Here is a 13610-nt window from a genome sequence, read left to right as displayed (position 1 = left end):
CTATAAAAGACCATACGTTATTTATTTAAGCTAATTACTAATCAGTTTGGAGATATTTTATGCGTTTAACTACCCGAGGCAGATACGCTGTTACTGCATTATTAGATCTAGCATTACAAAGCAGTCAGCAAGATGGCGCCGTTTCTCTCTCTGATATTGCTAAGCGTCAATCTATATCTATCTCTTATTTAGAACAGTTGTTTTCCAAATTGCGTAAGCGTGGATTGGTGACTAGTATTCGCGGCGCTTCAGGAGGCTATTATCTCTCAAAACCTCTTGATGAGATAGACGTAATGAGCATTATTTTGGCCGTCGATGAATCTGTCAATGCTATGCAATGTGAAGGACGCGGTGATTGTCAGGGCGGTACTATGTGTTTGACTCATGATTTATGGTGTGCACTGTCCAATCACATCGAGCAGTACTTGAAAAATATAACTTTAGCACAACTATTAGATATGAAAAACGTGCAATCCATCTCAGATCGTCAGCACAATATTTTTGAAGAGATCTCTAGCAAAGATATCAATACTATTACTTTATCGACTAGCGAGGCAAACCCAGCATGAGCCAACATAATAATTTAATATACTTAGACTACGCCGCCACTACTCCTGTCGCTAGACCGGTCGCTGCCAAAATGAGCGAATATTTAACCGTAGATGGAGTCTTTGGTAACCCAGCTTCGCGCTCTCATGGCTATGGTTGGCAAGCTGAGGAAGCAGTAGAGACCGCTCGTGGACAGGTGGCTGAAGTTATTAATGCTGATCCACGTGAGATTGTCTTTACCTCAGGGGCTACTGAGTCTGATAACTTAGCTATCAAGGGCGTCGCTCATTTTTATCAATCTCGTGGTAAGCATATTATCACTAGCAAAATTGAGCACAAAGCCGTATTAGATACTTGCCGTGAGCTTGAGCAAGAAGGCTTTGAGATTACCTATATTGAGCCGCAAAAAGGGACTGGCCTGATATTGCCAGAGCAAGTTCAAGAAGCTTTACGTGATGACACTATCTTAGTCTCTTTAATGGTAGTAAATAATGAATTAGGCACTGTTACTGATATCAAAGCTATTGGCGAGATTACTCGAGCTGCTGGCGTTATTTTCCATGTAGATGCTGCGCAAGCGGTTGGCAAGATAAAGATTGATGCTGAGACTACTAAGTTTGACTTAATGAGTTTCTCAGGTCATAAAGCTTATGGTCCTAAAGGCATCGGCGCTTTATTTGTGCGTCGCAAGCCTCGTATTCGCCTAAAAGCTGAGCAACATGGCGGTGGACATGAGCGCGGTATGCGTTCAGGCACCCTTCCTACCCATCAGATTGTTGGTCTAGGAGCTGCCTTTAGCTTAGCGGAAGAAAAACGCGAAGAGGATCATGCTCATGCCGCTAAGCTACGCCAAAAGCTTTGGGATGGTTTGCAAGATATTGAAGAGATTTACTTAAACGGCGATCTTGAGCATAGCGTCCCAAATATTATCAATATTAGCTTTAACTTTGTTGAGGGCGAATCATTAATGATGTCGCTAAAAGACTTAGCGGTCTCATCAGGCTCTGCTTGTACTTCAGCGACGCTTGAGCCCTCTTATGTATTACGTGCTATTGGTCGCCCAGATGAGTTAGCGCATAGCTCTATTCGTTTTAGCTTTGGACGTTATACCACAGAAGAAGACATCGATAGAGTGATCAAGCAGATGCATGAAGCTGTCGATAAATTACGTGCCCTATCCCCTCTTTGGGATATGTTCCAAGACGGGGTTGATCTTGACTCAGTAGAATGGGCAGAGCACTAATATTGAGCTAGTATTTAGCTAAACTTATAAAATAATGCTTTATAAACTATTAAAAGTTTGACCCCAATTATAGATGAGTGGATAAATTAGTCTAACCAGACCTCTCTACTCATCGCCTAACTAGGAGAAAACCCCATGGCCTATAGTGACCAAGTTATTGATCATTACGAAAATCCACGCAATGTCGGCAATCTTGATAAAAATGCCAAAAACGTTGGTACCGGTATGGTCGGCGCGCCAGCTTGTGGTGACGTTATGCGTCTACAAATTCAAGTGGGTGACGACGGTATCATTGAAGATGCTCGTTTTAAAACTTATGGCTGCGGCTCTGCTATTGCTTCAAGCTCATTGGTTACTGAGTGGCTAAAAGGCAAAAGCTTGGATCAAGCTGGCGAGATCAAAAACAACGATATCGCTCAAGAGCTAGCATTACCACCGGTAAAAGTGCATTGCTCGGTATTAGCAGAAGATGCCATCAAAGCCGCTATTAGCGACTACAAAGGCAAACACGGTGTAAGCGATGTGCAAGAAGAAGCCGCTCACTAAGCTTGATAAGTTAAGATGTCATCTACTTTAGAAGACGAGTAGTTGCAAGCTGCTTTTTAGGACTACGGAGGTGACAATAAAGCTTATGCCATTGTCGCCTTTGTTTTATATAGCGTTATGATATAAAGAGGTTTTGATTTAGACGCTTGCTAAATCAATAACCGTTTTACTTAGCAAATTTAATATAATTTATAGACACTCAATAGGAGTTGGCATGATTGAAATGACAGAACGCGCCGCTCAGCATGTTCGAGATTTTTTGGAGAGTCGGGGCAAAGGTGAAGGTATTCGCGTAGGTATTCGTACCGCCGGTTGTTCAGGTTTAGCTTATGTTTTGGAGTTTGTAGATACTCCTGACGAAAACGACACCCGTTATGATAGCCGCGGTGTGAGTATTTTTATTGATCCTAAAAGCTTAGTATATCTTGATGGCTTGTTGATGGATTATGAAAAAGAGGGCCTAAACGAAGGCTTTAAGTTCACTAACCCTAATCAAAAAGGCGAATGTGGCTGCGGCGAATCTTTTACTGTTTAAGTGAGTTTATCATTAGATAAGCTAAAATTTATCGAAAATCATCAATTATAAAAATAAACTAGTGCTACCCAAAGTAAGGTATAGGATATGACTTTAGTCAATAATGCGCAGTCAGAGGCTCAGTTTGATAATTTTTTTGTATTATTTGAGCAGCCTGTTCAGTTTGAACTATCGCAAGAGTCTCTAGATCATCGTCTTCGTACCCTACAAAAGCGTTATCATCCTGATAATTTAGCAAAGATTAATGCTAATAATATTAATGCAAGTACTGATAATCAGACTTTACAACAACACTCTGAGCAAGCTTCCGCTATCATCAATCAAGCTTACCAGACGCTGAGTAACGCTGACAGCCGAGCTACTTATATGCTCGATATGGCTGGACAAGCTGAGAGCCTAGATCAATCGATTGCTGATTTGGAGTTTTTAGATGATGCTATGCAATTGCGTATCGAGCTAGAAGAGGCTATTGAAGATAAAGATCGTCTAGCATTACAGCAGTTGCATCCGCAGATTACCCAGCGCCTAGATAAGCAATCTTTACGTTTTAAGCAAGCTTACCAGCAGCAAGACTGGCAAACAGCTATCGACGCTACACAAAAACTAAAGTTCTTAGTTAAGTTAAATGCAGATATCACTACCGCGTTAGATGAATTAGTGAATACTATTCAAGATGATGATGATCTATACGTTTAATAACGGTAGCTTAATAAATTCATGCCTAATATTTAGCGCTTGTCTATGAGCCCATGGTTATTAAAAAACCTCAGAGTTAAAATAGTCTCATTAATGCCGTATAATCGGTTATCGCCAAAATCGTCTTTCCTTTTATTTTGAGTTGTCTTATGTCTTTATTGCAAATTGCTGAACCTAACCAAAGCGCCAAACCTCATCAACACCGTTTCGGCCTTGGAATTGATTTGGGTACCACGCGCTCATTGGCTGCGGTAGTACGTTCAGGTAAAGCGCAAGTGCTACCAGCAAAAGACCAGACTGATACTTTACTTCCCTCTGTGGTTTATTATCCTACTACTGGTAGCCCTTTAGTGGGTTATGAAGCGTTGGCTCATCTACCTGATGATCCAAAAAATACTATTATTTCAGCCAAGCGCTTTATGGGCCGAAGTCAGGCTGATATTAAGTTCTCGCATCCCTATGAGCTAAGCGGTCATAAAGAAGATATGCCCACGTTTGTAACCGCGCAAGGTGAAGTGTCTCCGGTTGAGGTCTCTGCTCGTATCTTGGCTGCCCTGAATCAGCGTGCTCAGAGTGCTTTACCTGCTGATAGTATCGAAGGCGCAGTAATAACCGTTCCAGCTTATTTTGATGAGGCTCAGCGCCAAGCGACCAAAGATGCAGCGCAAGCGGCTGGTATCAACGTGTTAAGACTGCTCAATGAGCCGACAGCAGCGGCCGTAGCTTATGGTCTAGACAAACCTAACAAAGATAATGCCGAAAGCTATTATCTAATTTATGATTTGGGTGGGGGTACTTTTGATGTCTCTATTCTCAAATTAACCGATGGGGTGTTTGAGGTGCTAGCGACTGGCGGTAATAGCGCGCTGGGGGGTGATGATATTGATCGCTTATTGACCCATTGGCTAATCAAGCAGCTTGGTATTGATCCTGCTGATGTTAGTGCTCATGATAAATCCATCTTAGCTCAGCAGGCCAAAGCTTATAAGCAGGCGCTGACCGATAAGACACAAGTGGCTATCGATTTAGTTATCAATCAGCAGACTTTTCAAGGTATCTTGCGCCGTGAGGATTTGCTAACGATTGCCCAGCCTGTCAGTCGCCGTACGCTGAGCGTCTGTGAACAAGTACTGCGCGACGCCAAATTAGCTATCGAAGATTTGGATGAAGTTATCTTGGTCGGCGGCTCTACTCGTATGCCGGTTATCCAAGAAACTGTAGCTGAATTTTTTGGTAAAGAGCCGCTTTGCCGTCTTAATCCTGACGAGGTAGTCGCGTTAGGAGCTGCACAAACTGCAAACCAATTGGTTAATGGCAGTAGTGATAATAGCCTACTACTCTTAGACGTTACGCCTTTATCGCTCGGCCTTGAGACTATGGGCGGTCTAGTTGAGGTGCTCATTCCGCGCAACACCCCTATTCCTGTTAAGAAACGTCAAGTTTTTACTACTTATCAAGACGGACAAACGGGACTTGTCATTCATGTGGTACAAGGTGAGCGCGAGACGGTAGATAATTGTCGCTCATTGGGCCGCTTCGAGCTTTATGGCATCCCATCAATGAAAGCAGGTTTTGCCCGTATTGAGGTGACTTTTAGTATAGATGCTAATGGTCAGTTAACTGTGAGCGCGCAAGAGACTAGTACCGGTACGGAGAGTCAAATTGAGATCACTCCAGCTTATGGATTAGCTGATGAGCAAAAAGAGCAATTGCTAATGGCAGGCTTCAAACATGCCGAAGAAGACAAGAATGCTCGCTCCTTAATTGAGACCAAAGTAGAAGCTGAGCGCGAGTTATTAGCTCTACAATCCGCCATTATCGATTTTGAGAACTTGTTAACTGATGATGGCAAACAAGCTTTAGCTACGCAAATGCAGGCTTTGCAAGTCGCTTTGAGCAGTGACAATCTAGCTGAAATTGAAGCTCAGCAAGCCAAACTTAAGCCATTGAGCGATGCTTTCGCTGCTAGCATTATGAATCAGAGTGTAAAAACTAGCATGGCGGGTACTAGTGCCAAAGACTGGTAGCCTATAGAGCTATTAGCCTACTAAATGAATCACTTGCAAAGTTGAGCTTGAGAGTTTTAATTCTTATTATTCTAAACTATTCTAATTAATAAATAGCGGACCGATTATTTATGCCAAAGATTACTGTATTACCCCATTTTGAGATATGCCCCGAAGGCACCGAAGTTGAGCTTGAAACTGGCAGCAACTTATGTAAAGCCTTGCTCGAAAAAGGTATTAAGATCGAGCACGCTTGCGAGATGTCAAAAGCCTGTACCACTTGTCATGTGGTAGTACGCAAAGGCTTTAATAGTCTGGATGAGATGGACGATATCGAAGCTGACTTATTAGATCGAGCTTGGGGACTTGAGCCTGATTCACGGCTATCTTGTCAGGTGATGATCGAGGAAGATGATTTGACTATTGAGATTCCAAAATACACTCTCAACCATGCCAAAGAAAACCATTAATCTTAAGATAAAACAGCTAATCTGAAAAGGTTAGCTTTTTTTTTATGCCAAGCTTATTTACTTTTTAATATTAGATATCGAAGCGCTCTCTTCTTTTTCAAGACGCTCTAAAGCAAAGTTTAAACGGTTTCTAATCTCTTGATAATCGTAGTTTTTCATGTCTTTAAAGTTAAGATGCAGATTGAAGCCCGGTAAAGTGTGATCGACCCATTTGGACGATTCGTGCTTATTGACATCAGGATCAATGACTTTCCAAGCTAAAACTTCGTGATCAAAACCTTTTAGTTTATAACCTCCAGCATGTTTGCAGTCATAATCGTGACAGATATAATCATAGGTCGCTTGGCTTATCAAAATCTCATCTTTACCCGCGGCTTGTTCAAGACGGGCGGCAAGATTGGCCTCCTTACCGATAATTGTGTAGCTGAGGCGATTGTTGCTACCAAAGTTACCTACGTGGCAGTAGCCGGTGGTAATACCGATACGTACATAGAGACCTTTAAAGCCCATTAATCGCCACTTCATGCGTAAGGCGCGCATTTCACGGCGCATATCTACTGCCATAGCGACACAGTTTAGCGCATCTTGCCGTACGCCATTACTTTTAGGCTCACCAAAGAAACAGACCATACCATCACCGATAAACTTATCTAATACCGCGCCATGTTTATTAGCGATGTTGGTCATGACCTCCATATAAGTATTGAGAATATCGGCCAAATTATCGGCACTTAAACTATCAGATAACTCAGTAAAACCGACAATATCTGAAAACATAATGGACAATTTAGCGCGTTTATTAGCCACTTGTACTTTACTATCTGATTTTACGATAGGCTGCCATATTTGCGGCGGTACAAAACGGGTCAGCTTACTGATTACTGATACCATAGTGCTAAGTCTCTCTTTGGACTGCCCCACCACTACGCTATAGCTAGTATACTTCTGATAGATAACCCAAAACTGGCCTAGTACTACTAACAGACTAGCAAAAAGTATTGTAGGCGGTAAAAACCCTTGCGCGCAGTCTAATCTAGAGCCGCGTAGCGTAATACTAACGTAGCAAAAAACAATCATAGTAATAATCGAAGACGCCAAAAGCTTAGCTCTATTCTCAGGGACGCTCATCATAACGCGCACAGCAATCAACAGAGCCAAGCTCAATGCTATCACGGCACAAAACTGCATGACACCAATAACGGTGGATAATAAAATAACTACAGCGTTTGACGTCCAAAAGTTGACTGGACGCCGATAATTGTAGATAAGGATCATCAAACTTGGCAGAGAGATTATGACAAACAGCGCCATCGAAGTAGCACTGAATTCAAAATATAAAGCGATAAGCGCGACGCTGAGTATCAATACATAAACTTCAGGATAATTAAAATTAAAACCTTCACTGTTTTTTAATGAAAATTTCGGTTTTAACGTCTCTAAAAGTGACATATTTATATTCGCTTGATTAAGTAATAAGAAAGTATAATGACAAGTGAGGACTGAATTAGTACTAGCAGTGAATAATAATAAGCTATTGAAGCCTATTAGCTAAAACTTAACTTTATACATTATAGTATAATGAAGTTATTGAGCCTACGGCAATGGTAACCAAAAAGCTACCACTTGTCATTTATAGCCTATAAAAACTTACTATTATGCTTTTCTTTCTTGCTAAACAACAAAACCAGATGCTTTGCGATCTGGTTTTGTTGTTTAGCAAGACTTTATGAGCTGAGGATAACTATGATATAAATCACATTTGCCAATCAAAAGGCATTTGATGGTGACCGCGCAGCGCCATCATCAAGGGTTGCTGCATTTGTGACAATACTTCTTGAGTATAAGGGATAGCCGGCGTGCCCCATACTGGATTTGGCCATTGAACATCGTTTTGATAGCGAACGATATGATGAAAATGTAACTGTGGCACTTGATTTCCTAATGCGGCCACATTCATTTTCTCTGCCTGGAAAGTCTTGGCTAATTGGCTAGATAACCAGCTCGATTCACGTAAAAACTGCGTTTGATCAGCCTCTGATAGCTCATATAACTCTTTGATACCGCTGACCCGTGGCACTAATATTAGCCAAGGAAATTGGCAATCATTAATCAAGCGACACGTGGATAAAGGGAAATCCCCTACCAAAAAACTGTCAGCGGCAAGCTTAGGATGTAATTGAAACATAATTATTTTTCTCTAATTTTAAAATACAATAAAAGGGCTGAAAGATAATGGCTCTATTTTATCAGTTATCCATGCTGCCGTGTGATCAATTGCTTTTAATCCGCTACTGACCTTATCAAGCAGGCTCTGCTACCCTATGTTTATCAAAGTACTGTAATAATTCTTGAATAGCGCCCACTCGCTGCTGCGCGCTCTCAAGCTTGTCAGGATCATGATAGCGAATGCCTGAAGCGCCATTCATGCGATAACGCTTACTATCCGATTGAATCAGCTTAATAATAGCCAAAGCATCGACCGGCGTATCAGGCGCAAACTCTAGAGTGACACTACTACTATTGGCATCTATTTTATTAATCATCAGCGGCTCGGCTTGCAAGCGCAGACTATGTACCGCAAATAGCTGCTTGGTTTGATCAGGCAAAGTGCCGAAACGATCAATCATCTCGGTACGAATGTCAGTCAAACCCTCTTTGTCCTCAGCATTACTAATACGCTTATAAAATAGCAGACGCTGATGGACATCATGCACATACTCCTCAGGTATCAGCGCTGAGCTATGCAAATTAATCTCACTAGTGAGCGATAAGGGCGTATTGAGATCGGGCTCACGGCCCGCTTTGATAGCCTTGGTTGCGCGCTCTAGCATATCCATATAAAGACTAAAGCCAATCGCCTGCATATTACCACTTTGCTGCTTACCTAATATCTCGCCTGCCCCGCGAATCTCCAAATCTTCGCTCGCTAGCATAAAGCCTGCGCCTAGCGTGTTGGCACGCTCGATGGCATGTAGCCGGCGTTTAGCATCGCCTTTTAGACCTTTTAACGAGGGCACTAGTAGATAGCAATAGGCCTGATGATGACTACGACCCACGCGGCCACGTAATTGATGCAGCTGCGCTAGGCCAAACTTATCGGCACGCTCAATAATAATAGTATTGGCATTAGGCACATCGATACCAGTCTCAATAATGGTTGAGCAAACCAATACGTTGAACTTTTTGTGATAAAACTGCTGCATGATTTGCTCAAGTTGCCGCTCTTGCATCTGTCCATGCGCTACCCCTACGCGAGCCTCAGGTACCAGCTCGCGGATGGTTTCTGCCATACGCTCGATACTAGCGACATCATTGTGCAGCAGATACACTTGTCCGCCGCGTAACAGCTCACGTAAAATCGCCTCTTTCATTAGCGAATCAGTTTTTTGCATGACAAAGGTTTTAATGGCTAGGCGACGCGCTGGCGGGGTGGCGATAATCGACATATCACGCATACCCGATAACGCCATATTGAGAGTCCGCGGAATAGGCGTAGCGGTCATTGATAAGCTATCAACATCGGTCTGAATGGCTTTGATACGCTCTTTATGGCGTACGCCAAAACGGTGCTCTTCATCAACGATCATTAGGCCAAGATTAGAGAATTTTACATCTTTTTGCAGTAATTTATGAGTACCGATGACAATATCTACTTTACCTGCCGCCAAGTCAGCTAGCACCGTGTCTTGATGCTTTTTGCCGCCAAAGCGCGATAGCGTTTCAATACGCACCGGCCAATCAGCGAAGCGGTCACGGAAATTGTCCTCATGCTGGCCGGCGAGCAAAGTCGTTGGCACGAGTACCGCCACTTGGTAGCCGGCGCTAACGGCGATAAAGGCGGCACGCATTGCCACTTCGGTTTTACCAAAACCGACATCACCGCAAATGAGACGATCCATTGGCTGATTTTGGCGCATATCCTCCATCACCGCATGAATAGCATTGGCCTGATCGGGCGTCTCCTCAAAAGCAAACTGGCTGGCAAACAGCTCATACTGTGAGTGTTCAATCTTGAAATGTATCCCGACTTTGGCTTCGCGGCGCGCTTGCATGTTGAGTAGCTCAGCGGCCACATCATGAATTTGCTGCAAGGCCTTTTGTTTCGCTTTATCCCATCTGCCGCTACCGATCTTATGCAGTGGCGCTAGGGCTGGATCGCCGCCACTATAGCGGCTGATCATCTGCAGGTTAGCCACAGGGACATAAATACTAGCATCGTCAGCGTATTTTAGATGAATAAACTCTTGCTCGCCGTCACCGACATCCAAGATAATCAGGCCATTATAGCGGCCGATACCATGCTCAATATGCACCACTGGACTGCCTTGAGTCAGCTCAGTAACACTCTTAACCAAAAACTCCTCTGATACTCCGCTTTGACGGCGACGACGCGTTTGCAGTACTTGCCGGCCAAATAACTGGGGCTCGCTAATGACTACTAAGCGCTCAGGCACATAGACGCCGCGCTCAATAGGCGCTACGGTTAAGCCAACATGCGGCAAATTATTATGATTATTATTTTTATGATCGATGGCTAAGAAATCTTTAAAATTATCATAAGCCTTGATATCTATTTTGCCTTTGAATAACTCAATGAGAATCTCGCGGCGACCAGCGGTTTCTGCCACTATTAATACCGGCGTTTTTGTTTGACTCTGTAATTCTAAAAATGCTAACAGCTCAGCTAAGGGCTCTGCTTTTTGATGATTAACCGACAGCTGCGGTGGCTGTTGGGCGCTAAGGGTCACTAGCCCTTGCATTTTATTATCTGAGCTACTTTTGTCAGCTGTAGCGCCAGTTTTACTAATCACAAGCTCATCACGGGCACTAATAATGACTCGCGGATACTGATTAAGCTGCTCATTAAAGCTATTAGCTGGTAAATATAATAAATCAGGTGCTAGTACTGGCTTATCGATATCATGGCGGCGCTCTTCATAGCGGCGCTGGATTTGTGACCAGTAATCGACTTGACGCTCGCCGATAAGCTCATCAGTAATAAACAGCGCATCACTGGGCAGATAATTAAATAAACTACTCTCTTGCTGCCAATCGTCTAGCTCAAAGAACAGCGGCTGATAATACTCTAGGCCGCTACTAGCAATCCCCGCCATCACGTCTTTATGCAGCTCAAACTTACGGCTACTAGCATTAGGAAACATAGTGGCAAAATTAGTGCGAAAAGTCTCACGGCTTTCATCTAAAGGAAACTCTTTGGCAGGGAGTATTTGAAACTCTTTAATAGGCTTTGAGATATCAGGCAATTTATGTAATAGCGATAGCGACTCAGCCCCTATGCTACTATCATTACCCGACATCATCGCTCGCAAATCATCTTCAGTCAGAGTACGCTGAGTTTGCGGATGAAAAAAACGAATCGTTTCGATCTCATCATCGAATAGATCTAGACGCAGCGGAAAAGGCTGACCCATCGCAAAGATATCAATAATACTACCGCGAACGGCAAACTCCCCAGGCTCAAAGACGTTTTCGACTGCTCGGTAGCCTGCTTTTGTCAATAGCTCACGCTGCGTATTAATATCAAAGATGTCACCAACGCTCAAATCAAAATGCTGGCCTATCAGCCAGCTTGGCGGTGCTACACGCTGCATAAGAGTCTGTACAGAGATTAGCAGCACACCCGTACTTGGCATATCGGTCAATAGGTTAATACGTTCACTAACGATATCTTGATGCGGCGACAGCTCATCATAAGTCAAGGTTTCCCAATCCGGAAACACATAAGCATCCACTCCGCAAAACGCTAATTCAGTCTCGATCTGATTGAGCTGATTTTGATCGCGCGCCACCATAATCTTGAGCCGGTCCGCCATATTCGATAGGTCAGTATTAACCAAGCTGGCAAGCCATAAGCTACTAACCGCGCCATGCACGGGAGCTAGCCAACGTTTTTGGCTCGCTTTTATAGGAAATAGGCGCTCATTGATAGGATAAAAGGCATCAGTCAAAGCAGTGATAGGCATATAGAATAGTATCGAGGTTGAAAGGTGAAGAGTTATTATACGAATATTTTGGCCATTGACCAAAAGTTATGCCGTAACGGTTTGTCAGCTTGTTTTTTGGAATACTTTTGAAAATGACAGCTAAGCGCTAACGGATAAAGAGTGAGTTAACGCTTAGCTACTGACTTATATTGCCTAGCGGATACTGAGAGGCAAGTCATTACAGTAGAGGTTTTTCGCTAGCGATCATACCGTTGTTGTCAGCATACAGATACATCCCTGAGTTTAGCGTCATATCGCCAAAGCTGATCTCAATATCCGTTTGTCCTTCATCACGGCGCGTTGATTTGCGTGGTATACAGCCTAATGCCATTACGCCAATATCCATCTGCGCCATGTCATCGACATCGCGAACACAGCCATAGACCACCACTCCTGCCCAGCCATTATCAATAGCAGACTGTGCAATCATATCTCCAAGTAGCGCGCAGCGCATAGAGCCGCCGCCATCGACCACCAAGACTTTACCATTGCCATTCTTATCTTTACCCTCGTTATTTAGCAGCTCTTTTACTCGGCTATTATCTTCAAAACATTTGACCGTCACAATCTCGCCGCAGAATTTATCTCGGCCGCCAAAGCTATAAAACGACTTGCCTTCGATATTTGGCAGACAGACTTGCGATTCAGGATTGGCATCCAATAAATCACAGGTTACAAAATCCTCTTTAGTCATGGTATTGATATCCGGCATAGTCGTGCTCCTTGTTTGTTTATTCGTTTGTGGTACAAGTTATTTTATTTATATTTTTTACTTAGGCTATTTGTGATTTTTTAGCTACCTTTACTAGCCTAATCGTTAATACTAGTGCTTTACTCGTGTCATCGCAAGCATCTGTTTATTTTCAATAATACTAACCGCGTTAGGCACATTATCTGCTTGATATTTACGGCGCTCATACAGGTCATTAGCGCTCATAGTCATGGCACTAGCCACACGTTTAGCACTAATAGGATGAATAGATAAAGACTCTGGCACCAAAGGCGATAGTACTTTAAAGATATTTTGGCTCATGTTTTCTAGCGTCCGGCCTTTATGTTTACCTAATAATAATGAAGGACGAAAAATATAAAGCTGCTTAAAGCCCAAATCAATAATAGATTGTTCAGTCTCCGCTTTGACGCGATTATATAAAAAGCGGCTATTGATATCGTTATTCATAGCAGATAATAAAAAGAAATTCTCTACACCTTTATTTCGGCATAAAGTGGCAAAATTCACATTATAATCATGGTCGACTTTACGAAAAGTCTCATCGCTACCTGCCAGCTTCCTAGTGGTACCCAAACAGCTAAAGGCATCGGTATTATGATCAGCGCCAACGCTAGTACAGATCTCTGATAAGTTCTCAAAATCGTTAACTTGGTAGAAATGAATACTGGCATTAATATAGCGCAGCGGACGTCTAGCAATAACGATTAACGTATCATATATCTCACTTAGTTGTTTGACGAGATGCTGTCCCACCAAGCCTGTGGCACCAATTACAATTGCTTTACGCTGCATAGCCTATCCATTCTTTTAATGAGGTATGTTAATCA

The 13610-nt window shown here is 42.9% G+C and carries 12 protein-coding genes; 7 read left to right on the top strand and 5 right to left on the bottom strand.

Annotated elements, in window-relative coordinates; all coding sequences use genetic code 11:
• The first annotated feature begins 59 nt into the window (after positions 1 to 59).
• From M0N77_RS03540 to fdx, 7 genes are all read left to right on the top strand, one after another.
• Complete coding sequence (locus M0N77_RS03540; protein ID WP_353103588.1) at positions 60 to 569, top strand: Rrf2 family transcriptional regulator; 510 nt, start codon at positions 60 to 62, stop codon at positions 567 to 569.
• On the top strand, positions 566 to 1792 hold the full coding sequence (locus tag M0N77_RS03535; RefSeq protein ID WP_353103586.1) for an IscS subfamily cysteine desulfurase: 1227 nt from the start codon (positions 566 to 568) through the stop codon (positions 1790 to 1792). Before M0N77_RS03540 ends, M0N77_RS03535 begins: the two co-directional genes overlap by 4 nt.
• Before the next feature lie 135 nt (positions 1793 to 1927).
• Positions 1928 to 2338 carry a Fe-S cluster assembly scaffold IscU gene (gene iscU / locus M0N77_RS03530; RefSeq protein WP_353103584.1) on the top strand — a complete coding sequence of 137 codons (411 nt, stop codon included), beginning with the start codon at positions 1928 to 1930 and terminating at the stop codon, positions 2336 to 2338.
• A gap of 214 nt (positions 2339 to 2552) precedes the next feature.
• The gene (gene iscA / locus M0N77_RS03525; RefSeq protein WP_353103583.1) at positions 2553 to 2873 is read left to right on the top strand and encodes an iron-sulfur cluster assembly protein IscA; all 321 of its coding nucleotides are present in this window, start codon (positions 2553 to 2555) and stop codon (positions 2871 to 2873) included.
• An 87-nt stretch (positions 2874 to 2960) separates the two neighbouring features.
• On the top strand, positions 2961 to 3569 hold the full coding sequence (hscB, locus tag M0N77_RS03520) for a Fe-S protein assembly co-chaperone HscB (RefSeq protein ID WP_353103582.1): 609 nt from the start codon (positions 2961 to 2963) through the stop codon (positions 3567 to 3569).
• Positions 3570 to 3718: 149 nt separating this feature from the next.
• Complete coding sequence (gene hscA, locus M0N77_RS03515; protein ID WP_353103580.1) at positions 3719 to 5596, top strand: Fe-S protein assembly chaperone HscA; 1878 nt, start codon at positions 3719 to 3721, stop codon at positions 5594 to 5596.
• A gap of 110 nt (positions 5597 to 5706) precedes the next feature.
• Complete coding sequence (gene fdx / locus M0N77_RS03510) at positions 5707 to 6045, top strand: ISC system 2Fe-2S type ferredoxin (protein ID WP_353103578.1); 339 nt, start codon at positions 5707 to 5709, stop codon at positions 6043 to 6045.
• Between the two features lie 57 nt (positions 6046 to 6102).
• Here the strand turns inward: fdx and M0N77_RS03505 are convergent, their stop codons facing one another.
• The 5 genes from M0N77_RS03505 to M0N77_RS03485 form a co-directional block, all read right to left on the bottom strand.
• Positions 6103 to 7494, bottom strand: a complete 1392-nt coding sequence (locus M0N77_RS03505; RefSeq protein WP_353103576.1) for an adenylate/guanylate cyclase domain-containing protein — start codon at positions 7492 to 7494, stop codon at positions 6103 to 6105.
• A 304-nt stretch (positions 7495 to 7798) separates the two neighbouring features.
• Positions 7799 to 8230 (bottom strand): HIT family protein, encoded by a 432-nt coding sequence (locus M0N77_RS03500; RefSeq protein ID WP_353103574.1) that lies wholly within the window; start codon positions 8228 to 8230, stop codon positions 7799 to 7801.
• 115 nt (positions 8231 to 8345) lie between these two features.
• Positions 8346 to 12029, bottom strand: coding sequence for a transcription-repair coupling factor (gene mfd, locus M0N77_RS03495; protein ID WP_353103572.1), 3684 nt, complete (start codon positions 12027 to 12029; stop codon positions 8346 to 8348).
• A gap of 199 nt (positions 12030 to 12228) precedes the next feature.
• Positions 12229 to 12744, bottom strand: coding sequence for a ribonuclease E activity regulator RraA (rraA, locus tag M0N77_RS03490; protein ID WP_353105556.1), 516 nt, complete (start codon positions 12742 to 12744; stop codon positions 12229 to 12231).
• Positions 12745 to 12873: 129 nt separating this feature from the next.
• The gene (locus M0N77_RS03485) at positions 12874 to 13575 is read right to left on the bottom strand and encodes an NAD-dependent epimerase/dehydratase family protein (protein WP_353103570.1); all 702 of its coding nucleotides are present in this window, start codon (positions 13573 to 13575) and stop codon (positions 12874 to 12876) included.
• Between the last annotated feature and the right edge of the window lie 35 nt (positions 13576 to 13610).

Source organism: Psychrobacter sp. AH5 (genome assembly GCF_040371085.1).
Classification (GTDB): Bacteria; Pseudomonadota; Gammaproteobacteria; order Pseudomonadales; family Moraxellaceae; genus Psychrobacter.
This window is presented reverse-complemented; position numbering and strand designations above follow the sequence as displayed.